Genomic DNA, 25285 nt, shown 5'->3' with positions numbered 1-25285 from the left:
GCCCCGGTCAGCGCGGCGGTGCCGCGGGCGCGTTCGGCCGCCCCGGTGGCGCCCCCAAGCGTGGTCGCAAGTCGAAGCGGGCGAAACGCGCCGAATACGAGAACATGCAGGCCCCGGTCGTCGGCGGCGTCCGGCTGCCCAAGGGCAACGGTGAGACCATCCGGCTGGCCCGCGGCGCATCGCTGTCCGATTTCGCCGAGAAGATCGACGCCAACCCGGCCTCGCTGGTGCAGGCGCTGTTCAACCTCGGCGAGATGGTGACCGCCACGCAGTCCGTCGGCGACGACACCCTCGAACTGCTCGGCAGCGAGATGAACTACAAGGTCCAGGTCGTCTCCCCGGAGGACGAGGATCGCGAGCTGCTGGAGTCCTTCGACCTCACCTACGGCGAGGACGAAGGCGGCGAGGAGGACCTCGAGCAGCGGCCGCCGGTGGTGACCGTGATGGGTCACGTCGACCACGGCAAGACCCGACTGCTCGACACCATCCGAAACGCCAGCGTCCGCGAGGGCGAGGCCGGCGGCATCACCCAGCACATCGGTGCCTATCAGGTCTCGGTGGAGCACGACGGCGAGATGCGGCCGATCACCTTCATCGACACCCCCGGTCACGAGGCGTTCACCGCCATGCGTGCCCGCGGTGCGAAGGCCACCGACATCGCCATCCTGGTGGTCGCGGCCGACGACGGCGTGATGCCGCAGACGATCGAGGCGGTCAACCACGCCCAGGCCGCCGAGGTGCCCATCGTGGTCGCGGTCAACAAGATCGACAAGGAAGGCGCCGACCCGTCCAAGATCCGTGGTCAGCTGACCGAATACGGTCTGATCCCGGAGGAGTACGGCGGCGACACGATGTTCGTCGACATCTCGGCGAAGAACAACGTCAACATCGAGCAGCTGCTCGAGTCGGTGTTGCTCACCGCCGACGCGTCGCTGGACCTGCGGGCCAACCCCGACATGGAGGCTCAGGGCGTGGCGATCGAGGCGCACCTGGACCGCGGTCGCGGCCCGGTGGCCACCGTGCTGGTGCAGCGCGGCACCCTGCGGGTCGGCGACTCCATCGTGGCCGGCGACGCCTACGGCCGCGTGCGGCGCATGGTCGACGAACACGGCGAGGACGTGGACGAGGCGATGCCGTCGCGTCCGGTGCAGGTCATCGGCTTCACGTCGGTACCCGGTGCCGGTGACAACCTGCTGGTGGTCGACGAGGACCGGATCGCCCGGCAGATCGCCGACCGGCGCAACGCCCGCAAGCGCAACGCGCTGGCCGCCCGGGCCCGCAAGCGGATCAGCCTGGAAGACCTGGATTCGGTGCTCAAGGAGACCAGCCAGCTCAACCTGATTCTCAAGGGCGACAACTCCGGCACGGTCGAGGCGCTCGAAGAGGCCCTGCTGGGCATCAGGGTCGACGACGAGGTCGAGCTGCGGGTCATCGACCGCGGTGTCGGTGGCGTCACCGAGACCAACGTCAACCTGGCGTCGGCCTCGGATGCGATCATCATCGGCTTCAACGTTCGGGCCGAGGGCAAGGCCACCGAGCTGGCCAACCGCGAAGGTGTGGAGATCCGCTACTACTCGGTGATCTACCAGGCCATCGACGAGATCGAGAGTGCGCTCAAGGGCATGCTCAAGCCGGTCTACGAGGAGCGCGAGCTCGGCCGCGCCGAGATCCGGGCGATCTTCCGGTCGTCCAAGGTCGGCAACATCGCCGGCTGCCTCGTCACCTCGGGCATCATGCGGCGCAACGCCAAGGCGCGCCTGCTGCGCGACAACGTCGTGGTGTCCGAGAACCTCACCGTCTCGTCGCTGCGACGGGAGAAGGACGACGTCACCGAGGTTCGCGACGGCTACGAGTGTGGTCTGACGCTGACGTACTCCGACATCAAGGAGGGCGACGTCATCGAGACCTACGAGCTGGTCGAGAAGGAAAGGACCTAGGAGCTTCCGCTTATGGCTGATCCCGCACGGGCGAAGCGGCTGGCCAAGCGCATCTCCACCGTCGTCGCCTCGGCGATCGAGTACGAGATCAAAGATCCTCGACTCGCCGGGGTGACGATCACGGATGCCAAGGTCACCAACGATCTGCACGACGCCACGCTGTACTACACGGTGATGGGCCGGTCCCTCGAAGAGGAGCCGGACTACCCGGCAGCGGCCGCGGCGTTGGAGAAGGCCAAGGGGGTGCTGCGGACCAAGGTCGGCGCTGCCACCGGGGTCCGGTTCACCCCGACGCTGGCCTTCGTGCGCGACACGGTGCCCGACGCGGCACACCGCATGGAGGAGCTGCTGGCCCGCGCGCGGGCGGCCGATGAGGATTTGGCCAGAGTCCGCCAGGGAGCCAAGCACGCCGGCGAGTCCGACCCGTACCGTGTAAGCGGGGCGGAGAGCACGGACGGGCCGGACGCTGAGGACATGGGTGACTTCGACACACTCGATGACAGACGCGACTGACACCGCGGTGCCGGGCGCGCGGGTGGATGCCCGTGGCGCTGCGGAGCTGCTGTCGTCGGCGTCGGTCATCAGCGTCGTCTGCCACGTCTTCCCGGATGCCGACACCATCGGCGCCGGGCTGGCTCTCGGGCTGGTGCTCGACCGCGCGGACAAGATCGTCGAGGTCGGCTTCGCCGCACCCGCGATGCTGCCCGAGTCGTTGCGATCGCTGCCGGGTTGCGAGTTGCTGGTGGCGCCGCAGCAGATGCGCCGCGACGCCGATCTGGTGATCACCGTCGACGTCCCGAGTGTGGATCGGCTCGGCGAACTGCGCGACCTCGCCGAGCCCGGCAGGAATGTGCTGGTCATCGACCACCACGCATCCAACGGCCTGTTCGGTTCGGCGAACCTGGTCGACCCGTCCGCGGATTCGACCACGATGCTGGTCGCCGAGCTGCTCGACGCCGCCGACATCCCGATCGACCCCGGGGTGGCGCATTGTCTGTACGCCGGCCTGACCACCGACACCGGATCGTTCCGGTGGGCCAGCCCGCGCGCGCACCGGCTGGCCGCGCGGTTGGTGGAACTCGGGGTGGACAACGCCGCGGTGAGCCGCACGCTGCTGGACACCCATCCGTTCGCATGGCTGCCGATGCTGTCGCGGGTGTTGGGGTCGGCGCGGCTGATCCCAGACGCGGTCGCGGGACGGGGTCTGGTGTGCGCGATGGTCGACCACGACGAGTGGACCAACGCCCGCTCGGAGGAGGTCGAGAGCATCGTCGACATCGTCCGAACCACCCAGCAGGCCGAGGTGGCGGCGGTTTTCAAAGAGATCAGGCCGCGGACGTGGACGGTGTCGATGCGGTCGAAGTCGGTCGATCTCACCTCGGTCGCCACCGGGTTCGGCGGCGGCGGGCACCGGCTGGCGGCCGGTTACACCGCATCCGGAGACGCCGCACAGGTGGTCGCGGCGCTGCGTGCCGCTCTCGGCTGACGGTGACCGACGCAGTCGAGCCGGCGACCAGCCGGCGCATCGCCGCTCTGGCGTTCCCGGCCCTGGGCGTGCTCGCCGCCGAACCCCTCTACCTGCTCTTCGACCTCGCCATCGTCGGCCGGCTCGGCGCGCTCAGCCTGGCCGGGCTGGCCATCGGCGCGCTGATCATGGGGGTGCTTAGCTCACAGCTGACGTTTCTGGCCTACGGCACCACGGCCCGCGCAGCCCGGTTCCACGGAATCGGTGACCGGGTCGCGGCGCTCGGTGAGGGCGTGCAGGCGACCTGGCTGGCGCTGGGCATCGGTGTCGCGATCGTGACCACGCTGCAGCTCACCGCGGTGCCGCTGGTGTCGGTGCTGGCCGGCGATCCGGAGATCACCGCGGCCGCGTTGCCGTGGGTGCGCATCGCCAGCCTGGCGGTACCGGCGATCCTGGTGGCTGCGGCGGGCAACGGGTGGATGCGCGGGGTCCAGGACACCGTGCGGCCGTTGCGCTACGTGGTGGTCGGATTCGCGTTGTCGGCGCTGCTGTGTCCGCTGCTCGTCTTCGGCTGGCTCGGCGCCCCGGAGATGGGGCTGTCGGGATCGGCGGTGGCCAATGTGGTCGGCCAGTGGTTGGCCGCGGCGCTGTTCATCCGGGCGTTGACCGTCGAGCGGGTCTCGCTGCGTCTGCAGCCCGCGGTGTTGCGCGCCCAGCTGGTGATGGCGCGCGATCTGGTGCTGCGCACCATGGCCTTTCAGGCGTGCTTCGTCTCGGCCGGTGCGGTCGCGGCCCGCTTCGGGGCGGCTGCGGTGGCGGCTCATCAGGTGGTGCTGCAGTTGTGGAGTTTCCTCGCGCTGGTGCTGGACTCGTTGGCGATCGCGGCGCAGTCGCTGGTGGGCGCGGCACTGGGAGCGGGCCAGCTGGCGCACGCGAAGTCGGTGGCCTGGCGGGTGACGATCTTCTCCGCGGTGGCCGCCGCGGTGCTCGCCGCGGTGTTCGCGCTCGGCGCACCGGTGCTGCCGAGGCTGTTCACCCATGACGAGGTGGTGCTCGGCGAGATCAGCGTGCCGTGGTGGTTCCTGGTGGCCCAGCTACCGATCGCCGGTGTGGTCTTCGCGGTCGACGGTGTCCTGCTCGGGGCGGGGGATGCGCGGTTCATGCGGACCGCGACCCTGGTCAGCGCACTGGCCGGGTTCCTGCCGCTGATCTGGCTGTCGCTGGCCTTCGGCTGGGGCCTGTTGGGCATCTGGTCGGGGCTGACCACATTCATGGTGCTGCGACTGGTGTTCGTGGGCTGGCGGGTGCTCTCCGGCCGCTGGCTGGTGTCGGGCACCTCCTAGCCTGTTTCCGGCGCGAGTGTGTGTATCTGCGCCGCTGAAGCGGCCGTCGGGACAGGCCAGCCCGGTGGCGTCGTCGAGAACAATGTCGATGGCGGCATTGTCGGCACAGCGCGTAGTCAGCAACGCTGCCAGCCCATCATCGATCTCCACTGCGGTCAGGTGTTGGAGAGTGTTCCCGAGAACGTCGGCTGTGGCACCGTACCTGGGGCCGACTTCGAGAACATCATCGCTCGGACGGGCGTCGGCGACTGCTCACGGCACGATGACGTCACGCATCAGCTGGCGCCACTCGTCGCTTCCCCAGCACTGGTGCGCCTCGTTGATGCCGAAAGACTGGGACGGCGGACGGCCGGTCGTCCCGTCCACACCGGGAGGCGACTCGAGCCGGTCGAACGGACCTGCGCGGCCGGCGATGTCGGCCAGTCTGGTGTCGCGTTGTCCGCCGACTCGCTCGCTCGCGCAACGGTGGATCACGCCGGCCGGCGCCACGGTTGGGCGCCGGCCGACAGGGGTCCATCACTACAGCGGAATGAACGCACCGTTGATCCAGATGCCCCAATGATTCTGGCCTTGGTTCCAGACGACCGGGGCGTTGGGCGCGTACGCCGGCGGCGGCGGAGCGGGGGGTGCGCCGGGCGGCGGTGCCGTGACCACCGGTGGCGGTGGGGGCGGGGCCGGTGCCGCATCGGCGATGCCGGCACCGACCCCGATTGCCCCGGCGCCCAGGGCGCCGGTCAACGCCGCAGATGCAACTACCTTGCGCCAGTTGATCTTCTTCATGGTCCGAGTTCTCCTGTTGCGAGTGTGAGTTCGGTCGACCATTCCTTGGTGCGTCGAGTGGCGGCTTCATGCCCTGCTCAGCGTGTGCCATGACCGGTCGACCGCTATCTACCGGGATGAGTATTCGTGCCGAAGCTATGCACACGATGTGCGAGCTATTGGCGCGGGCTATGAGCTTGTGGGTCGCTGGGCAGGGGGCTGATGCTCTTTCGGTGGGCGTGCGTGCCTGCTTCGAATGCGCCGGCGGCAAGCCGACCATGCGCGGATGGCCGCGACCGTCCAGACCAGACGGCTACGACACGCCGGTACCGCTGATCAGGTCCGACTCGTACACCACTCTGCTGGACGCAACCGCAGGTGGTGCCGCAGTTGTGGAGTTTCCTCGCGCTGGCGCTGGACTCAGGATCGCGTACCGCTGCCGCGGTGTGTGCGGCCGGGCTCGGTATCGCGTTGTCCTTCGGCCACGGTGTCGCAGCGGCTGACGATGACAATTCGAGATCCGCTGGATCGTCGCCCTCATCGACGGATTCTGGCTCTGCCCGCTCTGATTCACCGAGCTCGTCGGTTGACGACTCGGCGCAAACAGGTGCTCCCGACGATGCGACGGTCAACGATGCCGAGACCGACGATACGGCCGCCGAGGGCGATGTGGTCGAGATCGACGATGCCGACGGCGATGTGGTCGAGATCGAAGATGCCGACGACGATGTGTGTGTGTGTGGGCGCCAGTGACTCCGTTGCACCGGTCACCGGCACTGAAGGTGAATCAGAAAGTGAGCCAGAGCAATCCACCACCGAGAGTGCGGCGGCTCCTGCGCCGGAGCAGGTGACGACCGAAGCGGAGGTGCAGCCGCAACCGCCGGAACCAACTGTGATCGACACCGGCGATGCCGACGGGGGTGCGGCCAGTCAGTCCCGTGCCCCGACAGTCCCGGCATCGGCGAGCGCTCTCGCGGATGTTGAATCCGATTCCGAGGATGCGGTCGGCACCGTCGAGGAGACGAGCGATACGCCCCAACCCAAGGAAGTCCGGGCCGCTGATGCAACGCGGAACCGGGTGGGGATCGCCGCGGTTGACGCTGGTGCCGAGGAGATTTCCCCAGACCAAAGTGCGGGGCCGGCCGCTGCCGTGCTCACCGAGCTCATCTCCGGTGTCGCGGCCTTGGTATTCGCGCCGTTCACCGCGACCAGTCCGACCGCACCGGGCGGGACCGCTGCACGGTGTCCTGCAACTGTTCTACGCGGCACGGCGTCTGGTGCAGCAGACCCTCTCCAACCGCACGCCGACCGCGACGCCTGTTCAGCTCGTGCAGGCAGGAAGCGGTGTGGTCACCGGCACCATCGGCGCCGTCGATCCGGACGGTGACCCGATCATATACACCCTCGTCGATCAGCCCGCCCACGGCTCAGTGGCGCTCGCGCGGGACGGCAGCTACACCTACTTCCCAGGCGAAGAACTCGCGGCGACCGGCGGAATGGACACGTTCACGACTCGCATCGCCGACCGCGGCTTTCACCTGCACCTCGGCAACGGCAACGGCACAGTCACCGTCGAGGTGCCGGTTACGGTGTTGCCGAACACCGCCCCGACGGTGACCGCAGCGCCGAGCGTGGGTCAACCCGACGCGACCACCGGTGCGGTCAGCGGCGACCTAGCTGTCGATGATGCCGAGAACCATCCGCTGTTCTACGAGATCGTCACCGCTCCGGCGTACGGCACCGTCGAATTCGCCGACGGTGGATATGTTTACGTTCCCACTCAGGCCGCCCGCCTGCAGGCAGCGGAGTCGGGTGGCGCGGTGACCGATGGTTTCACCGTCTCGGTAACCGACGCGGCGAGCGAACCGGTCGCCGTCGCCGTCAGCGGTCTGGTCATCGCCCCGGGCGCGGCGCAGACCGATACGCCGGTGTCGGTGGGGGACTTTCCCGTCGGCTTGGTGTTGAGTCCAGACGGGACCCGGGTGTACACCGTCAACAGCAATGACGACACGCTGTCGATCGTCGACTCGTCCTCCGGCGCTGCGATCGGCGACCCCATCGCCGTCGGGGACGCCCCGTTCGGCCTCACACTCAACAACGACGGAACCCGCGCCTACGTCGTCAACTCCACCGACGGCACCGTTTCCGTCGTCGATACGTTCAACCGCAGGGTGTTGGGCCCACCTATCAGGGTCGGCAACTCGCCGACCGACGCAGCGCTCACTCCGGACGGCCGCCAGTTGTACGTTACTAACACCAATGACGGCTCTGTGACTGTCATCGACACCGTGACACGGAGAACCATCGCCCAAATCCTGGTGGGCAGTTCGCCTTTCGGCGTGGCAATCAGCCGCGACGGTACCCGCGCCTACGTGACCAACGAAGGTGAGGACACGGTGTCGGTGATCAGCACCGCATCCCAGGCGGTTCTCAGCACGATCGACGTCGGCAACGCCCCGACCGACATCGCCATCACCGCCGACGGGACTCGTGCTATGTCACCAACAGTGGGTCGTCGGCGATCAGCGGCGACGGATCAGTATCGGTCATCGACACAGCGACCAACACCGTGTCGGCCACCGTGAACAACCTGGGCGACTTTCCGGTCGGGGTCGCAATCAGCCCGGACGGCAGCGTGGCTGTTGTCGCAGACTTCTCCTACGGCACCGTGTCGCTGATCGACACCGCCACCAACACCGTCATCGGTGAGCCCATCTCGCCCACAGCCCAGCCCAGCGGAATCGCGATCAGCCCCGACGGCACCAGCGTGTACTTGGCCGCCGGTGGCGACGATGCCATCGCGGTCGTGACACTGCCGGCTGCCTCGAGCTTAGCGCCGCCGCCCGCGTCCCCGGCCGCACTGGTGGCCGGCACGTCGGCCTCGGCTACGGCCGTCGGCACCGGGGCAACCGTCGGCGGCGGAAACAGCAGCCTCGGGTCGGTCACGCGGACGTTCGAGGTCGTCAACCTGACGCAGTACTCTGTCACGCTCAATTCCTACGGGGCTCCGACGAACGCCGACGACATCGCCGGGCCGCCGTTGACGAGTGTGCTCGCCCCCGGTGGGGTTCACACCTTCGAGCTGACGTTCTATTTCTTCAAGGACAATACCTGGACCCCGACGTCCTCGAATCCGGTCGGGGGAGTGTATGCAGCCCAGATGAATGTGGCGCCGGTGTTCGGCTTCACCGATGAACGCTGCTTCTCCTCCGGCGGTGCACGCTGCGATCCGGACTACATCCGCACCAGCAACACCAATACAACGTTCCTGCTGCTGGACAAGCCAGGCACCGTCGTCACCGTGCCAGCCGGGGAAGGCGCCGAACAAACGAACTACCTGAACCACCTATGCGCCGACAACAGTCGCGCGACGTGCCCGTTCGTCGCGAAATCACAAATATCGACCCATACCGACGATCACCCCGTCGGAAATGCGTTCGCCAACAACACCGATGAGACGGTCAGAACCGAGATCAGCATCACCGACACCCAGAGCAACACCGACAGTGTGGAAGTCAGCGCGAAAACGTCGTTCTCCATCGCCAAGATCGTCGACGTGGAGATCAGTGCCAAGTACGGCCACAAATGGACCAACACCCACACCTTCACCCAGAAGCTGAACGTCGAGATCCTACCGCACAAGGCGACCGCGGTAACCGCGCAACAGCCGGTGTACCGGGTCACCGGCGATTTCACGATCGAAATGGGCAACACGACACTCAAGCTCACCGACATCTACCTCGACAGCCCCAACAACGACGGCCAGGGTGTCTACAACGTGCACTACGTGGACGTACCGCCTGACTCCGTGTTGTAGTCGCCTCGATTTCGCACCTCGCCAGTCACGGCCGAGAGGCAGTCACCGCCCGCACCGCACGCTTGTCGGCGTGCCGCGCTGCGACGGCGACGTCGGTGAACCCGGCGAACGGCACAGTGCGGCAGATGATTCAGCCTGCTGGCCCGTCCAGCCGTGGCAGGCGAAGCCGGTTGCGCCGAGCTGGGTCGGCCATGGCTTGATCTTGTTGGTTGAAGCCGGGCTGAACTCAGTGGGACCGCCCCGGGCACATCAGAGTCTCCGGATACGTCGGGGTGGTTCAGATTTGGCCGCCTCGACGTTGCGCTACTACGACGAACTCGGGCTCGTCCGGCCGACGTCACGGCGCCCCGGGAAGGGAATCTACGGAATCGACGAACTGCGCGGTTAGCGCTGCTCAAGGTTGTCCAGCGGCTCGGGCTGTCGGTGGACACGGCAGCCGCGTCGTTCGACGCGCCCAGTGAGCAGTGGCGTGACGTCGTGCGCGGCCAGATTGCCGAACTGGACCGCGCCATTGCGCAGGCGCAGGCGGCCAAACAGTTCCTGAGTCACGCGCTGGACTGTCCGACCGATCATTCGGTACGCGAGCGCTCGATTCTTGACCGGACCGCATCGAGGGTGAGAGCGCAAAGTAACTAGCGGCCAAGCACGTTCATCTTGAGTAGCGAGCCGCGGCTGGGCCCACGGTACCGGCCAGTATCGGGTACCCGCAGCGGGATGAAGACCCTGTTGAGCCAGATTCCCCACTAGTCCTGGCCCTCATTCCAGACGAGCGGTTTCGTTCTCTCAGTCGCAGAACGTGTTTCGAGATGGTGACCTCTTGCTGACCGCGCGTCGACCCAGTTGAGAGAGCGCTGTCTGTCACGCACCCCACGGCCTCAACTGGCCAAACCGCTCACAGGCTTCGACTTTGGCTCATGATGTGCGCGTGCTGAGCTCTGCTCTTGTGCGGTCTATGGCATGTGCAAAGGAGCGGCGGCGTCGATCACAACGTGGTCGCGGCGGCCCGTTCAATCCCGGCTGCGCGCCGGGGGCCAGGTGCTGGGAGTCTGACCTCAACCATGGAGAACCCATTCTTGGGGATCGAAGGAAAGCGATCGCGCACTCTTCGTGAATCAGCTGCAGTGTCGAGAAGTACGCCAACGATGGCATGTGAACGCCAATGGCCAATGTAATCAACAGGGCCGCAGTTGAGGTGATTGACTAGCTTGGGTAACTCCCTGTCCGGTCGAGGTATTCATACCTTCTTCATACGTCATCGACCTACCTCGTAGGATCTAGCGCAGGGTTGTGCCTCGGACCCAGTAACTGCGAGAAGGTGGTCGTTTGTCGTCTTCGGTTCCAAGGGCCGCATCGCAGAGTGGTGGGTTGCTGGCCTTGAACTTCCGAATCGCCGCTGCGGCAGGATACGTCTTCGAACAGTGTTGCCTGGATCCAAACATTTGAATCAATGATCAGGTGCAGGAGAGAATCTAGATCGAATGTCCGGGTATTCATCGTCGCGTTGCCAGGTGTTGATCAACAGCAACCGCACTCGCTGGGGGCAACTAGTCGTCTGCCGTGCCTCTTTGCGACGGTGAATACGCGCGAGAAGTCCGCTTGCCGAATGAATCAGAAATTCCGAGCCGCAATATTCAGGGGAAAAGTGAACATGACGTTTCTGGCGTGCGTAGTCACGCCGACAAAGCTTGTGCGATAAGTCATTTATTGATAGTTGTATAGCGCTCAGGCTAGTTCCGAGTTTCCATGGTTTCGGTGATTTTTCTGTGGAGCAGTCCGTCGTATCGGCACCCGAGAAGGATTGAGAGATGTTCTTGCCAAAGTCGTGTGATGTCCAGTCAGGACCCGCGCAGTGTCCGCAATCCCCGCTCGTCCCGCTGGAGGGTGCGGTCGGAAGTGGTGCTCGTTACGCTGAAGGTCCGCCTGCAGCGCCCTGTCTCGAGTCGTCGCGAGGTGAACCTACGGCGAGGGCTGCCCGAGCCTCCGCGCTGTTCGGCGCGCTGGGCTTGGGAATCGCCCTGATTGCGAGTCCAGCTGTAGCAGTCGCTGATACCGCGGATACGTCAGGTAGTTCGGCTTCGGGATCAGCTTCGTCGGGTCCATCGTCGACTTCTCAACCCCGGACCGGTTCGGGTGGGTCGGGAAGCTACTCATCCCGAGCGGCTTCGAAAGACGCTACGGGGGAGAATGATTCACCGGACGAGGCGGATAGCGATGATGCTTCGATCGGTGTCGGCGCTGATTCGAGCGGGGCGGAACGCGAGGGATCGCTGACGTCGGAGGCCGATGACAGCGATACGGCGGACTTGGACGATGACAGCGATTCGCTGGACTCGGACGACGCCGAATCCGCGCACGAAGCAGACGGTGTAGCTGCCATGGCAGGGCAATCCGAGCCTCAGGTGAGTGACACGGCGGATACTCAAGATCCCGGGCAGGTTGACGTGACGGTCGAGCCGCCCGTACTCGGCGACGGGTCGACCGGCGGGAGTTCTGCTGCTGGTGTCGAGCCAGATGTCGCCGACAATGATCCGACCGATGAAGAGACCTCGAGCCAGGAGGCCCCCAGCGGTGCCCAGCATGAGGGACCAGACCTCGAGGACGGCGCAGACCTCGACTCTGTTGCGACGCAGACCGAGGCCGAGGCGCTGAGTGATCGGGGTGGCATCGTCGATAAGGCTCGGGCCGAACGGATCTCGCAGTCGACGACCGGTGCGGGTCGTGCGGGAGATGAACGCGGTGTTATGGTGGCTGCGCTCGCTTCATCTGCCGCGGCCCCCACCGGTTCGAAGACCGCGGCCGCGGCGGCGTTGGCTGCGCCTGTCGACGAACCCGCAGTGGGAGGGGAGAGCCAGACATTCGTGAAGGCCGTGAGTAACTGGCTAGGCCTAGGCCCGGTAGCTGCCAGCGGTGGACCGCAGGCCCCGGCTCAGGAGCCGGTGCTGTGGGCAGTATTCGCATGGGTCCGCCGGACGTTCTTCAATCAGTCGCCCACCATCGCCTACGACCCGATGGCGACGCGCCTGACCCTGGACGGAATCGTCGGCAGCGTGGGGGCAACCGATCCCGATGATGACGAACTCGTCTACACCGTGGTCGAGGGGCCGGCTCACGGCACGCTGACCGTCGATGCCGCTGGTAATTTCGTCTACGTCCCCGATCCGGATGCGTGGGGAATGGACGATCAGTTCGTTGTGGAGGCCCGTGAGGCCGAATGGCGTTGGCACTGGCTCGATTCGATACTCGACCCGCATGGTGCCGGGGCCACCGAGGGCGTAGTCACGGTGAGTGCGCCACAGCTCTACGAGATCACTGCTGTCGACGCGGAAACCGGCGAAGTCTCGGGTGTGATCACCCTCTCTGACGTGATCGAGGCGGGTGAGCTCACCTACGGATTTGACCTCGGATCCGTCGAGTACCAAGATGTGGCTGTCGATTTTGTGGAAGGCCGCTTTTGGTTCACCCCCACCGAGCAGCAGCGGTTGGCGGCTTCGCAGCCGGACGCGACCGATGAGGACAGGTTTGTCGAGTTGCCGTTGATCGTCGGCGACGGTACCGGCACCGCCACTCTCGCGGTGGCCGTGCGAGTGCCGGTGGCCGGCGTTCCCGATCGTGTCATCGCCACGATCGACGTGGGGGCGGATCCAGTGGCGGTATTGGTCAACACCGGTCAGCCGGTCGAGCCGGCGATCTATGTCGCCAACGCGGGCAGCGGCAGCCTGTCGGTGTTCGACGCCCTCACGAACCTGGCGATCACCACCATCGACGTGGGCGGTCAACCCACGGGATTGGCGGCCAGCCCGGACCGCACCCTGCTGTATGTGACCGACACCACGAACGACAAGCTCCTGGTGATCGACACCAAAGACAACAGCGTGCTGTACGAGATCACCGTCGGCGCCGCACCTCACGGTGTAGCGGCCAGCCCCGACGGTGCCTTCGTCTACACAGCCAATAGCGGTGCCGACACGGTCTCGATCATCGACACCAACACCTTCACGGTGGTCGAGGAGCTCGAGGTGGGGGTTTCGCCCCGCGATATCGCCACCAATGGCACGAACGTCTACGTGCTCAACTACGGTGACGCCAGCCTGACGGTGATCGACACCAGCGGTCCGATCGCACACACCACCACGGTGGCCACCGGAGCCAACCCGATCGGGCTGGCCGTGAGTGACAACGGCGTCGCCTACGTGGCCAACAACGGCGCCAACAGCCTCACGCGCTACGACCCGGCGACCGACGACGTCACCAACATCGCTTTGGCCAAGACTCCCCAGGACCTGTCGATCGGATCCGACAACACCCTCTACATCAGCAACGCCGATGACACTGTCACCGCCTTCGATCCGGTAACGCTAACGCCGCGGGCTTCCATTGCTGTCGGCGACGATCCCACCGGGCTGGCGGTTAGCCCCTTCGGTTACACCTACGTCGCCAACAGCGACGACGCTACTGTCTCGGTGATCCACACCGCCGAAGCGCAGTCGGTGAAGAACAAGTTCGTCGTCTACAACCTGTCGGGCCGACCCATGAACTTCCTTGGCTGGTATCACACCGGGGGATGGAGGTCGACATCGGAGCTTCCCGCGGACCTGCGGGAGCTCGTTGTTGCGGCGCCATTCCAAGGCCAGACGGTGCTACCTGGGGAATCGTTCGCGATCACGCTGAAAGCTCCGATCGCATACGTTCCGAACTTCTATCCGGCCTTCATAACTGATGCCCCAGTGGTGGACAGAACGATCTACCAACTGCGGCTATGGGACCAATCGGGCAATCCGATGACGTCGTGCAGCGTCGAAGCGGGTTCGGGGGAGTGCGGTCCAGCCAAGCTGAAGCACGGGCTCGACGTCGAGTTGTACGACCCTCCCGGTACGGTCATCACCTACGACGCGGACGACAAGCAGCAGCAAGCCCAGATCCTCAATGCGCTGTGCCTCGATGGATCCAGGGCGGTCTGCACCTTCAACGTCCTCGATGAGGTGGCGACGCTGGGAGACAAGCACGTGGTGGGGAACCAGCTCGCCAACAACACCGGGATCAACCAGTCCTACAAAGTCATCATCAAAGATTCCCAATCGGAGAAGACCAGCGTCAGCGTCTCAATCAAGGCCAGCCCCAAGATATTCAAGTTGGTAGCTATCGAGGTTTCATCAACGTACGGACACGAGTGGACCAAGACCCACGAGTTCACGGAGGAAATCAACACCGTGGTAGAGCCGTACACGGTGGGTACCATCTACGCCCAGCAACCTGTCTACCGAGACACCGGTGACTTCACCTTGGTGGTGGGCAACACAACCTGGCACATCAACGGCGTGTACTTCGACTCGCCCGACCCGGACTCGTATGGCAAGTACACCGTCGACGCAGAACCTCTGGTGCCAAACGTGTCCTGAGAGGCTCTAGCTGCCGTGCTGTTGCCCTCGCCCGATACCTCCCTCGCATCGCGGGTTCGGACACGCCGTCCGTCGGTTTGCTGAAACTGGAACACGTGGGAGCCAGAGCAGGGTGCGCGGCTCGGTGGGAAAACCCTTCGTGAGCCACCCGCCTTTCATGTTCGTTTCCCGAGGATCGGATGTTGTGATGTCCCGGGACACCGTTGATAGGTGTCCCGGGACATTGTCTACATCTGGGGTCTGTTTCTGGGGGAGTTTCCGGGTTTTATGCCGCGTGGTTGTAGTCGCGGGTGGGGTCGAGGGTGAGTTTGCCGATCGGGTGTCCGGTGTCGTGGTGGATGACGCGGATGTCGGGGTCGTTGATCAGTACCGTGACTTTGGTACCGCGCAGGTGTTTGGACAGTCCGATGTGGTGTAGCCGGCTGTTGTAGCGGATGGTGATTGAGCCGCCTTTGTCGATGCGGTCGGTGCGCACGCGGTAGTGCGGGGGGATCTGGTAGCCGGTGGGGAGTGCCTTGGGTCGGCTGTCGTAGGCCTGTTGTGGAGTGCGCCGGCGCAGGGCGCGGTGGGGTCGTTCGGTGTTGTAGTAGCCGGTGAAGGTGTCGAGTTGGGTTTGCAGTTCGGCCAGGGTTTCTGCAGGAGGTCGGCGCGTAGGTATCTCTTTCTCGGTCTGGTGGAAGCGTTCGATGCTCCCATGTTTGTCAAGCTGCCGCGGGGTGGCGGTTCTCGGTCAGTGTTTCGGCGTGTGGTCGTGGGAGGTTGGTGTAGATCTCGCGGGCGATGTACCGCTTGAGGCAGCGGATGATCTCGCGTTTGGTGAGTCCTTCGTTGGTGCGTCGTTCGACGTAGGCACGAGTGGGTTCGTGGTGACGTAGTCGTACGATGGCGACGATGTAGAGGGCGCTGTTGGCTTGGCGGTCTCCGCTGCGTGATAGACGGTGGCGCCCGGTGGTGCGGCGCTGCTGGTTGGTTGTGGGGCCACGCCGCAGAGTTTGGCGGAGGCTTTCTCGTTGCGGATGCGGTCGGTGTTGTCCCCGGCGGCGACCAGGAATTGGCCGGCCAGTTCCACGCCGACGCCGAAGAGCTCGACCAGATCGGGGGCGGTGGAGCGAACCACGTTGTCGATCTGCTTGTTGAGTGTCTTGATTTCGTTGTCGAGTGCTTTCCATCTGCGGGCCAGCTCTCGCAGGGCGGTCTTGATGCCGGCGATCAGAAGACGCTCGGGGTGGCTGCGCAGCTGGGAGAAATCGGTGGATTCGGGTCGAAGTCCGAGGCAGCGATTGATAAGTGTCGGTCAGATCCGTCTGGCCGGTGCGCGCCGCGATGCTGCACCAGCCCGGTCGACAAATCGAACGCAGGACACCATGGTCATACCTCGGCCGGGGTCAGACCGAGCCGGTGCAGCATCGCGTCCCAGTCTTCACGGACCTTGCCGCAGGTCTGCGGGTAGATAGGGGCGGGAGTGGTCGTAGCGGATGCCGAGCTCGCCAAGGATGATCTCCAGGGTGGTGCGGCCGTGGCCGCGTTGTCGGGCGGTGAAGATGGCGCCGTTGTCGGTGAGCAGGCCCGCTGGGGTGCCCCAGGTGGCGATCGCGGCCAGGAAGGTGTCCACGACGTCGGGGCCGGTGGTTATGGTGTGGGCGTGGCTGGCGAGGGCCACCCGGGAGTGGTCGTCGATCACGTTGAGGATCTCCACGGTGGTGCCGTCGGCTAGGTGCCAGTGGGTGACGTCGGCTTGCCATCGCTTGGGTTGTTGGGCTTCGAAGCGCATCCACGAGGATCGGGGCCTTTTGTGGGGTTGGGGTGTGACGAAGCCGCGCCGGGACAGTACTCGCCAGATCGTCGATACGGCGGGGAATTTCGCTTTATCGGGGTCGCGGTTGAGGTGTTCGGCGATAGTGGCCGTGCCGGCGTCGTAGCCGGCTTTGGTCAGTGTCTTGCGTAGACGGACGATCTTTTCTTCGATGTCGTGGTCGACGGCGTTGGGGTGGTGATGAGATTTTCGTGAGCGTGGCTCGAATGCTGCGGGCCCTTCGGTCTCGTAGCGTTTGACGAGTTGTTGGACCCAGTAGCGGGAGACGTCGTAGTCGCGGGCGACTTCGCTGTCGCTGCGTCCTTCCACCACGACGGCGGTGATGACGAGCTGGGGCTTGGACATGGCCGACCTCCCCGGTGCAACGAGGTGTCAACTATGTCCCGGGACAGCTGCCCACTATGTCCTGAAATCAGACACCGAGGATCGGATGTGGTTGCGAGTGCTGGTGTGGAGCCCCTGGTGGGCAGACACAGCTGACTGCCTGTCGCATACTTTGTAGGTGCATCCGATGCGGGGAGTCTGCCGCGGGCCGAGGTCGGTAGCCGCCGCCAGGATCTTTGCTGTTGACGCGGGAGGTGATCCATCAGGTTGACGCTTGCGCGCTCGGGGCAGGCCGTTGATCGGCAATCAGCAGAGACGCCGATCCGTAGGACCGGGCTGCGCCAAGAGTGGGTGCTGTCCCGGCATCCGGGATTGATCGACGCTGCGCTGGGACTGATAGTGGCGGTCTTGTCCATCGCCATCATCCTCGTCGGACCAGGCCCACAGCTGGACTCGCGGCGACCGGACTCGGTGGATGTGGCTGTGGCGCTGGGGGCGGCGGTGTTGATCACGATGCGTCGACGCTGGCCGCTGGCTGCGCTGACGCTGGCGAGTGTGCCGGCGCTATTGATCGGTACATTGAGCAGCCGGCAGACCGGTTTGGTGGTCGCCACCCTGATCATCTTGTGGACGGTCGCCTATGCGAGTAGTCGGCGCGTTGCGTGGACCGCCGGGGCCTGTGTGGGCATCGCGATCGTGGTGGGCACGGTTCGGGCGCCGGGTGATACCTGGATCGACACTGAGACGCTTCTGGCTTGGACGGTGGTGACGGTGGCTTTGGGCGACGCCGCGCGGTCACGACACTCGTACGTGATCGAGGTGGAGCGTCGCGCCCGCAGCGCCGAACAGTCCCGCGACGAGGAAGCCCGGCGCCGGGTTGTCGAAGAGCGGATTCACATTGCGCGTGAACTGCATGACGTGGTGGCCCATCACATTGCCCTGATCAACGTCCAAGCGGGTGTGGCCGCTCATCTTCTTCGCTCGCAGCCCGACGCGGTGGACGAGGCGTTGGGCCACGTCCAGGAGGCTGCGCGCACAGTGATCTCGGAACTGGCCGTGATCTTGCGGGTGCTTCGATCTGAGGACCACGACCAGACATTGGAGCCGGCCACCGGGCTCGAAGGAATGAAGACCCTGCTGGAGTCGTTGTCGGCGGCCGGCATGCAGGTCGAGTACCGTGTGGAGGGTCAGGCCCGCGACCTGCCACCGGCGATCGATTTCGCGGCCTATCGGATCGTTCAGGAGTCGCTGACGAATGCGCACAAACACGGCAGCCGGAATTCCGCACACTTGGTTCTGCGGTATGACGCCGACGGGCTCGGCATCGAGGTGGACAACCCGGCGGCCGGTGACGGCGCGGACGGTATGGGTTACGGCCTGTTCGGGATGCGGGAGCGCGCGGCCATGGTAGACGGCACTTTGCAGACATCCTGCCAGGATGGGTTTTTCGTGGTGACGGCGTTCCTTCCGGTCCCGGGTGAGCTCTGATGGCGATCCGGGTGCTGCTGGCCGACGACCAGGCGCTGATCCGGGCCGGATTCAAGGTCTTGCTCGACAGCGCGCCGGACATCGAGGTGGTCGGTGAAGCCGGCACCGGCACCGAGGCGGTGCACCTGGCGGGGGAGTGCGACGCCGATGTGGTTCTGATGGACATCCGGATGCCCGGCCTCGACGGAATCGAGGCGACCCGCCAGATCGTGTCCGACGAGAGCCTGGCCGATGTCCGGGTTCTGATCCTGACCACGTTCGAGGTCGACGACCTCGTTTTCGGAGCGCTTCGTGCCGGTGCCAGTGGGTTTCTCAACAAGGGGGTTGAGCCCGAGGCACTGCTCGAGGCGGTCCGGGTGGTCGCGGCCGGTGAGGCGCTACTCTCTCCCCGTGCGACCCGCAGCCTGATTTCACGGGTGGTGGCGCAGCCTGACCCCGGGCTGGTGTCGGATTCGAGTGAGCTCGCTGTGCTGACCGACCGTGAGCGCGAGGTGCTGCAGCTGGTTGCCGCCGGGTTGTCGAATGCCGAAATCGCCGAGAAGCTGGTCGTGTCCGTATTGACCGTCAAGACGCACGTCAATCGGACCATGACCAAACTCGGCGCCCACGACCGGGCACAGCTGGTGGTGATCGCCTACCAGAGCGGCCTCGCGCAGCCATATCAGCAGCCCGCAACGTAGCCGCCAACCGGCGTACTCCAGCTGTAGTACCGCGAGATCCTCCCACGGCACGACGACTTCGGCGCCGCGTCCGGGCAGGCTCATTAGCATGACATGGGCGATCATCCTGGCGGTTACCTCAGCGGCGTTCTACGCGGGCGCGGCCGTGCTTCAGGAACATTGGGCTCGATGCAGTCGGGGGGCCGGCGCCTACTGCGCCGGAGCCATCGGTTTGACTGTGCTGGGTGGAACCACCCATGTGGCAGCTCTGGGACTGGGAACCGTGGCGGTGGTACAGGCACTGAGCACCCTGACCTTGCTCTTGGGGTTGCTGTTCAAAGCAGCGCGCGACCAGACGCCGATCCCGCTACCCGCCTGGCGCAACGCCGGGTCGACGGTGGCAGGACTGGCGGTGTTGATGTGCTTGGTCAAGGAGTCTGGCACCGCGACAACGCCATCCGATGCATGGTTGCCGTTGGCGCTGGGCGGCGCCGCCGTCGCCGTCGTGTTGTCGTGGCTGGCCTGGCGTGTCGGCGCCTCGCCGACACGCAGCCTGTTCCTCGCGGCGGCCTCCGGTGTCGGCTACGGCGTGGTGTCGGTGCTGATCAAGCTGACGACCACATCGTTCTCGGTGATGGTGGCAGCGACGGTGGTAGTGCTGGCGGCGGCCTCATACCTTCTGGGACAGTTGTCCTATCGAGGCGGCCTGGCTGCGCCGTTGGCCATGGTCAGCCTGGCCAATCCCGTCGTCGCCGCCTCGCTGGGGTTTATGTTCCTGGGTGATGACTTCCGGTTCGGCACTGTCGGTGCTGAGTTCGCCATGGCCGCCGCGGTGCTGGCGGGCATCGGTGTCGTGGGTCTGGCGCGAGGTGGTTCATCCCCTTCGGCCGCCCAAGCTGAGCCGTGTGTGGGTCCGCCCGACCCCGCCTTGACAACCGAGACTCCTCGGCCAGCAGACATGCCGCGCATCTGTGCTGATCAACCGGCGCTGGAATTGCGCTGGGCTCAATGGCCCAGCAGCACCGAGCGCAGTCTTGCCAGCTGGTCGGCGGTCACTCCGGCGGCGTCCAAGTAGCCGCCCAGCGAGCCGTAGCTGTCGTCGATGGTGCGTCGTGCGGCCGTCAAGTAGTCTTCGCGAACGCTCAATACCTCGTCGGTCAGCCGGGCTTCGGCCAGGGCGAATGCCTCCGGGGTAGTCAATTCGCCGCGGTCGCGGATCTGTGTGAGAACACGTTCTCGGAACAATCCCACCGAATCGTTGCTGGCCAGGTAATCGGAGTCGATCGCATCGCGGTCTACGCCGACCGCCTCGAGAACCACCGCCACGGTGAAACCCGTGCGGTCCTTGCCAGCGAAACAGTGCGTGATCACCGGGCGGTCGCTGGACAGCAGGGTCACTACCCGGTGTACTGCCCGCCTGGCTCCGCCCAGTAGCGGGAACCGCTGGTACTCCTCGGTCAGATAGCGTATGGCCGCCGCCGAGACGTCGTCGGTCTCGGGCCGCTTCGCCGTGACCTCGCCCATGATCCGCCGGAAGGCCGACTCGTGCGGAGCCTCGCCGTCGGCGCTGCCGTGGTCGGGAAACGGCAGCAGGTGAACCTCGACCCCGTTCGGCACCAAGCCGGCGCCGCGGCGCTCGACCTCTCGCGGGGTCCTCAGATCCGCTACGTCATTGATGCCGAGCCGGCGGATGAGGTCTCTGCCGGCGTCGTCGAGTCGTGTCAGCTCACCGGATCGGTAGAGTCGTCCCCCCGCGATGCCGGTCCGGTCCGCGACGTCGCGAAAGTTCCACGCGCCCGGAAGTTCTCCGAGTTCGACGGCCACTATGGCGTCCTGCTGATGGCGGGAACCGAGACGGCAAATCTCGAGGCGTGTCCCCGGGTCCGGTCGTCGAGCATGGGTCGCACTCGAGCTAGCGCGTTGTTGTGTCGCACCCTGCTCCTCGGGTTCGCTGCGGCTTGAGCAGCCTGTGCCGGAACACGAGCGCGACTGCTGTCGTCAGCGCGGCGCATTGCACGAACGCTGCCCGTACCGACAACAGGTCGGCCGTCCCACCCAATACGGCCGCCGCGATCGGACGTGAGCCGAAGAACGCTACCAGCCACAATGACATGATCCGACCCCGATACTCATCGGGTGCACGCTCCTGGACGAACGTGGTAAGACCCGCCATCGCGTAGCCGAAGCCGAACCCCGCAGCGGCGAAGCCTGCCATGGCTGACGGGAAGTTCGTGGCAATGGCCAGCAGCACAGAGCCGACGGCGAGTAGCCATAGTCCGATCGATGACGTCCGTGCTGAAGACAGTCGTCCTTGTTGCCACGCTAACAGCAGGAGAGCGATCGTTGCCCCGACGCCGAAGGCGGCGGACAACAGGCCGACCGAACTGACGCCACGGCCGAGTTCCTCAGCCAAGGCCGGTGTGAGGGTGACAGAAGGATCCGATGCGAATCCGATTGCGGCAACGGCTAGCAGCGCCAGCAGCAACGGGCGGTCGTGCCACACGTAGCGTAGCCCGGTTCGCACCCGGTAATCGGTACTGGGACCTCGTTCCGTTGGGGCCGGGAAACGGACGGCCAGCAGAAGCACTGGGAGGACGGAGTGCAGGCCCGTGCTGACCGAGAACGCCGGTGCCGCACCTAGGTTCGCGGCGATGAGCGCGCCCACGGCGGGACCCACCATCAGTCCGATCGGCATCGGAGCGCTGCTGAGCGCCATCGCAGTGGGCAGCTCCCCACTGCGAATCAGGCTCGGCACGATGGATTGTATTGGCGCGCTACTCACTGCGAAACCGATTCCGACAACAAGGGTCCCGAGTAGCACCGCGACCTCGTCGTGGCTTGACGCGAGCCCCAGCCAGGCCGCCGTAGCGCCGGCACCGATCACGCACAGGATTCTGCCGAAGAAAATCTGACGTGCCGGATCTCCAGAGTCCGCCCATTTGCCACTGGTCGGACTCAGCACCACCTGCGGCCCGAACTGCATCACCGCCAGGAGGCCCACCATCGTTGCGGAGCCGGTCGCATCGTAGATGACGATAGCGGCCACAATGCTCTGCGCCCATATCCCGACGATGCCCAACAGCTTGCCCCAGAAAAGCGCGCCGAAGGCTGGATCGCACATCAAGGCGATCGCACCGCGCCCTCGGTTGGTCGAGGCAGATTCTGTGCTCATCGGTTGCGCTCCATGATTTCCTGGGCGGCGACACACCTAGACATGTCGGGCCGCCTACCTAACGGGAGTGCGTGGCAGCTTTGTTCCGAACTCCTTGTTAGGGGCCCACTGCGAGAGCCGACGCTGCGGGCAACCGGCGGGATTCGTCGCTGTCGGTTTGCGACAGTCAGCTAACCAGTGACTCGAAACAATTTGGGCCGTAGCACGTCTGGACGATCGATGGGACGGTTGAGGTTGGCGGCGGGCCTCGGCCCGGCGCGTTCGGCGCGCTGGTGCGACTGCGCTGATAGGGAGTTCGCCGGCTTCGCACGAGACGGCGCTGATGGCACCGCTCATCCAGGGCGCCTTGGTGGTCCTAGGTGATCTAGAGGATGCAAGTGTGCAATTTGCCGCAAGTTCAGCAAACAGGGCGACCAGTTTTGCGTACTCGATGCAGCCGAGAGTTGACCCTTCTTTTAAGAACCGTTTCGCAGATGTGTACGTGAACGCCGTGCCGGCACAGTGGCCGATATCATTCGGCGCCGGAATGCTGGACATCGCTGAGCAAAGCAACGACGCACTGGGCACGGCATTCCTGGCAGAAGTGGGATTAGCCGATATCGTCAACCTCCCGAAGTCTGCCGAAAATAGCTGCTGAACAATGTGAGTCAGACTCCAACGCAGGATGCGGGAAGCATGAACCGAGCATCTCTTCGGCTCTTGTGTACCGGATCGAAAACCGAGAGTCCATTGAATCGAAAGTAGTGACCCATCGATGCAATAGTTATTATCCTGTTCGTGCGAACGCCACGTAAACCCGTGTCGAACTAGGGCAGTCAGTTTGTCGGCGCAACCATGTCACCCAGCAAAAAAGTCCAAACGATCATGGCTAATCAGTCGCGGCTTGATGAATCCCAGAAGATGACTGGTGTGGATCGTCAACTCCTGCTAGGAATTGTCTATCCGCCAAACCTGCGCGATGCCCGCCATCGACGTTGCAGGCGAGCGATTCGATATGCATTGTGCTCGCCGGCTGATGGCAGTCACCGCTACGGCCGAGGTCGGTCCACAGTAGTGAGCCTGTCAAAAGCACTATTTGACCAATGAACTGGAGATGCCCTCGATGAGTGCAACTGAACAGAACGGATCGAACGGACCGGTCGAACCTTCCATCGGCGAGGGTACCGGTACTTCGCGGGTCAAGCGTGGCATGGCCGAAATGCTCAAGGGCGGCGTCATCATGGATGTCGTTACGCCTGAGCAGGCCCGCATCGCTGAGGCGGCCGGGGCCGTTGCGGTGATGGCTCTGGAGCGCGTGCCCGCCGACATCCGGGCACAAGGTGGGGTGTCGCGAATGAGTGACCCCGACATGATCGAGGGGATCATCTCGGCGGTCACGATTCCGGTGATGGCCAAGGCGCGCATCGGGCACTTCGTTGAAGCGCAGGTGTTGCAGAGCCTGGGGGTGGACTACGTCGACGAGTCCGAGGTGCTGACGCCCGCCGACTTCGAGAACCACATCGACAAGTGGAGGTTCACCGTACCGTTCGTGTGTGGCGCGACCGACCTCGGCGAGGCATTGCGGCGTATCACCGAGGGGGCGGCGATGATTCGCTCGAAAGGTGAGGCTGGTACCGGAGATGTGTCCAACGCGACGACACACATGAGGCGCATCGGTGCCCAGATACGCAGGTTGACTTCGATGAGCGAGGACGAGCTGTTCGTTGCAGCCAAGGAGCTGCGGGCGCCCTTCGACTTGGTGCAGGAGGTGGCGCGGGCGGGGAAGTTGCCGGTGACGTTGTTTACCGCCGGTGGTATCGCCACCCCGGCTGACGCGGCGATGATGATGCAGCTCGGGGCCGAGGGCGTCTTCGTGGGATCGGGGATCTTCAAATCCGGTGACCCGGCCCAACGAGCGGCCGCCATCGTCAAGGCAACTACCTTCTACGACGACCCGGACGTGTTGGCAAAGGTGTCGCGGGGGTTGGGCGAGGCCATGGTCGGTATCAACGTGGATGATATTCCGGTGTCGCACCGGCTGGCCGAGCGCGGTTGGTAGCCCCGGGGGCGCCTTAGGGGACAAGCGGCAGCTCACTTGTGACGTGGGTGTGCCTCATGGTTCCGTCTGCGAGGCGACGACAGGTGCCGCGGCCGTGAGCCCCAGACCCAGATAGGTGAACGCAGTGCTCTACGAACGTCCTTCGCTTCCTCACCTACCGGGTGGCGTGACGCGAGCTGCGCCCCCGGTCCGCGGCAACGCTCCTCGGATCGGCGTTCTCTCATTGCAGGGCGACGTCCGCGAACACGTTGCAGCACTGTACGACAGTGGTGCGGCACCGCAGCAGGTGCGACGCCGCACCGAACTCGAGGGGCTTGACGGGCTGGTCATCCCAGGCGGGGAGTCCACCGCGATCAGCCACCTGCTGCGCGACCTAGGAATGCTCGAACCTCTGCATGCATTCCTTGGCGATGGTATGCCGGCGTTCGGGTCATGCGCCGGCATGATCATGCTTGCAGACGAGATCGTCGACGCCGGTGTGCCGGGTCGGGAGGCTCTACCACTGCATGGCATCGATATGACAGTTCGGCGAAACGCATTCGGCCGCCAGGTTGACTCATTTGAACGAGACCTTCCGTTCGACGGCTTCCGGGAACCGGTGCGCGCTGTCTTCATCCGGGCCCCGTGGGTAGAACGCGTCGGCGCCGGGGTGACGGTTCTGAGTCGCGATGGCGATCACATCGTCGCGGTACGTCAGGGCCGGGTCCTCGCGACGGCCTTTCACTCGGAGATCACCGCGGACCGTCGAGTTCATGGATTGTTCGTCGACATCGTGACCGGCGACGCATGAGCGCAGGAGGGTGGCCACTACGGTGCCGGGTGGTGGGTGATCGAGCGTTGTCTCCCTTTTAGGGCGGGTCATTCACCTACCGGAGCTAGCGGCCCCCGCTTGGGGTTTCGCTGACCATTGTGCCATTGTGACCGGGGATGTGCCGGCGACCCGAGGTTGTGACCGGCTCGGCCGCGTGTGACTCGCGCCGCCGGTGCGTTGTGCAGAGATGCACAGGACGGCTGCAGGGTCGGCATGTGGTCGTCACGTTGACAGCGACATGGGGGCGCTGTTGCACTGTCGCC

Annotated in this window: 20 protein-coding genes and 2 pseudogenes; 14 read left to right on the top strand and 8 right to left on the bottom strand. The window is 65.0% G+C overall.

Translation table 11 applies throughout. From position 1 onward, the window contains the following. The 4 genes from infB to ACXAID_RS10280 form a co-directional block, all read left to right on the top strand. On the top strand, positions 1 to 1937 hold a 1937-nt coding region (infB, locus tag ACXAID_RS10295; protein ID WP_475022104.1), incomplete at its 5' end, for a translation initiation factor IF-2. A 12-nt stretch (positions 1938 to 1949) separates the two neighbouring features. After that, on the top strand, positions 1950 to 2450 hold the full coding sequence (gene rbfA / locus ACXAID_RS10290) for a 30S ribosome-binding factor RbfA (protein WP_475022103.1): 501 nt from the start codon (positions 1950 to 1952) through the stop codon (positions 2448 to 2450). Further along, a complete protein-coding gene (locus ACXAID_RS10285) occupies positions 2434 to 3423 on the top strand; it encodes a DHH family phosphoesterase (protein WP_475022102.1) in 990 nt (329 codons plus the stop codon). The genes rbfA and ACXAID_RS10285 overlap by 17 nt, the downstream gene beginning before the upstream one ends. Before the next feature lie 2 nt (positions 3424 to 3425). Then, entirely contained in the window at positions 3426 to 4745 is a 1320-nt protein-coding gene (locus ACXAID_RS10280) for an MATE family efflux transporter (RefSeq protein ID WP_475022101.1), read from the top strand. A gap of 78 nt (positions 4746 to 4823) precedes the next feature. Here ACXAID_RS10280 and ACXAID_RS10275 read toward each other — a convergent pair. The 3 genes and pseudogenes from ACXAID_RS10275 to ACXAID_RS10265 form a co-directional block, all read right to left on the bottom strand. Further along, a pseudogene (locus ACXAID_RS10275) lies at positions 4824 to 4976 on the bottom strand (rRNA adenine N-6-methyltransferase family protein); the annotation flags it as partial. Between the two features lie 288 nt (positions 4977 to 5264). After that, positions 5265 to 5525, bottom strand: coding sequence for a hypothetical protein (locus ACXAID_RS10270; RefSeq protein ID WP_475022100.1), 261 nt, complete (start codon positions 5523 to 5525; stop codon positions 5265 to 5267). 549 nt (positions 5526 to 6074) lie between these two features. Then, positions 6075 to 6407 (bottom strand): hypothetical protein, encoded by a 333-nt coding sequence (locus tag ACXAID_RS10265; protein WP_475022099.1) that lies wholly within the window; start codon positions 6405 to 6407, stop codon positions 6075 to 6077. 374 nt (positions 6408 to 6781) lie between these two features. On the opposite strand from ACXAID_RS10265, the gene ACXAID_RS10260 reads away from it, so the two are divergent. The 4 genes from ACXAID_RS10260 to ACXAID_RS10245 all read left to right on the top strand — a co-directional run bounded on the left by ACXAID_RS10260 (position 6782) and on the right by ACXAID_RS10245 (position 14717). Beyond that, positions 6782 to 8089: an Ig-like domain-containing protein gene (locus ACXAID_RS10260; RefSeq protein WP_475022098.1), complete on the top strand. Its 1308-nt coding sequence runs from the start codon at positions 6782 to 6784 to the stop codon at positions 8087 to 8089. Then, positions 8026 to 9321, top strand: coding sequence for a YncE family protein (locus ACXAID_RS10255; protein ID WP_475022107.1), 1296 nt, complete (start codon positions 8026 to 8028; stop codon positions 9319 to 9321). Before ACXAID_RS10260 ends, ACXAID_RS10255 begins: the two co-directional genes overlap by 64 nt. Before the next feature lie 423 nt (positions 9322 to 9744). Then, positions 9745 to 9957: a hypothetical protein gene (locus tag ACXAID_RS10250; protein WP_475022097.1), complete on the top strand. Its 213-nt coding sequence runs from the start codon at positions 9745 to 9747 to the stop codon at positions 9955 to 9957. Positions 9958 to 11624: 1667 nt separating this feature from the next. Further along, positions 11625 to 14717 carry an Ig-like domain-containing protein gene (locus ACXAID_RS10245; RefSeq protein WP_475022096.1) on the top strand — a complete coding sequence of 1031 codons (3093 nt, stop codon included), beginning with the start codon at positions 11625 to 11627 and terminating at the stop codon, positions 14715 to 14717. Positions 14718 to 14982: 265 nt separating this feature from the next. Here ACXAID_RS10245 and ACXAID_RS10240 read toward each other — a convergent pair whose 3' ends face one another. From ACXAID_RS10240 to ACXAID_RS10230, 3 genes and pseudogenes are all read right to left on the bottom strand, one after another. Further along, positions 14983 to 15192 carry a hypothetical protein gene (locus ACXAID_RS10240; protein WP_475022095.1) on the bottom strand — a complete coding sequence of 70 codons (210 nt, stop codon included), beginning with the start codon at positions 15190 to 15192 and terminating at the stop codon, positions 14983 to 14985. A 126-nt stretch (positions 15193 to 15318) separates the two neighbouring features. Further along, positions 15319 to 15375 (bottom strand): annotated as a pseudogene (locus tag ACXAID_RS10235) (hypothetical protein); the annotation flags it as partial. A 762-nt stretch (positions 15376 to 16137) separates the two neighbouring features. Continuing rightward, positions 16138 to 16875, bottom strand: coding sequence for a DDE-type integrase/transposase/recombinase (locus ACXAID_RS10230; RefSeq protein WP_475022094.1), 738 nt, complete (start codon positions 16873 to 16875; stop codon positions 16138 to 16140). 246 nt (positions 16876 to 17121) lie between these two features. Between ACXAID_RS10230 and ACXAID_RS10225 the strand changes: the two genes are divergently transcribed. From ACXAID_RS10225 to ACXAID_RS10215, 3 genes are all read left to right on the top strand, one after another. Further along, positions 17122 to 18342 (top strand): sensor histidine kinase, encoded by a 1221-nt coding sequence (locus ACXAID_RS10225; protein ID WP_475022093.1) that lies wholly within the window; start codon positions 17122 to 17124, stop codon positions 18340 to 18342. Next, positions 18342 to 19022 carry a response regulator gene (locus ACXAID_RS10220; RefSeq protein WP_475022092.1) on the top strand — a complete coding sequence of 227 codons (681 nt, stop codon included), beginning with the start codon at positions 18342 to 18344 and terminating at the stop codon, positions 19020 to 19022. Before ACXAID_RS10225 ends, ACXAID_RS10220 begins: the two co-directional genes overlap by 1 nt. Before the next feature lie 88 nt (positions 19023 to 19110). After that, positions 19111 to 20076, top strand: coding sequence for a DMT family protein (locus ACXAID_RS10215; RefSeq protein WP_475022091.1), 966 nt, complete (start codon positions 19111 to 19113; stop codon positions 20074 to 20076). Here the strand turns inward: ACXAID_RS10215 and ACXAID_RS10210 are convergent. Together ACXAID_RS10210 and ACXAID_RS10205 are read right to left on the bottom strand one after the other, a co-directional pair. Continuing rightward, complete coding sequence (locus ACXAID_RS10210; RefSeq protein WP_475022090.1) at positions 20007 to 20825, bottom strand: tyrosine-protein phosphatase; 819 nt, start codon at positions 20823 to 20825, stop codon at positions 20007 to 20009. The two genes, ACXAID_RS10215 and ACXAID_RS10210, sit on opposite strands and share 70 nt — an antisense overlap. Before the next feature lie 88 nt (positions 20826 to 20913). Next, complete coding sequence (locus ACXAID_RS10205) at positions 20914 to 22173, bottom strand: MFS transporter (RefSeq protein ID WP_475022089.1); 1260 nt, start codon at positions 22171 to 22173, stop codon at positions 20914 to 20916. 379 nt (positions 22174 to 22552) lie between these two features. Here ACXAID_RS10205 and ACXAID_RS10200 point away from each other — a divergent pair, with 379 nt between their 5' ends. The 3 genes from ACXAID_RS10200 to pdxT all read left to right on the top strand — a co-directional run bounded on the left by ACXAID_RS10200 (position 22553) and on the right by pdxT (position 25001). Next, positions 22553 to 22810 carry a hypothetical protein gene (locus tag ACXAID_RS10200; protein ID WP_475022088.1) on the top strand — a complete coding sequence of 86 codons (258 nt, stop codon included), beginning with the start codon at positions 22553 to 22555 and terminating at the stop codon, positions 22808 to 22810. 465 nt (positions 22811 to 23275) lie between these two features. Further along, entirely contained in the window at positions 23276 to 24211 is a 936-nt protein-coding gene (pdxS, locus tag ACXAID_RS10195; protein ID WP_475022106.1) for a pyridoxal 5'-phosphate synthase lyase subunit PdxS, read from the top strand. A 166-nt stretch (positions 24212 to 24377) separates the two neighbouring features. Continuing rightward, positions 24378 to 25001, top strand: coding sequence for a pyridoxal 5'-phosphate synthase glutaminase subunit PdxT (gene pdxT / locus ACXAID_RS10190; RefSeq protein WP_475022105.1), 624 nt, complete (start codon positions 24378 to 24380; stop codon positions 24999 to 25001). Positions 25002 to 25285 lie beyond the last annotated feature (284 nt).

Source organism: Mycobacterium sp. ABE4_509, assembly GCF_056160785.1.
The sequence above is the reverse complement of the archived record's forward strand: the minus strand, read 5'-3'. Positions and strand labels throughout refer to the sequence as shown.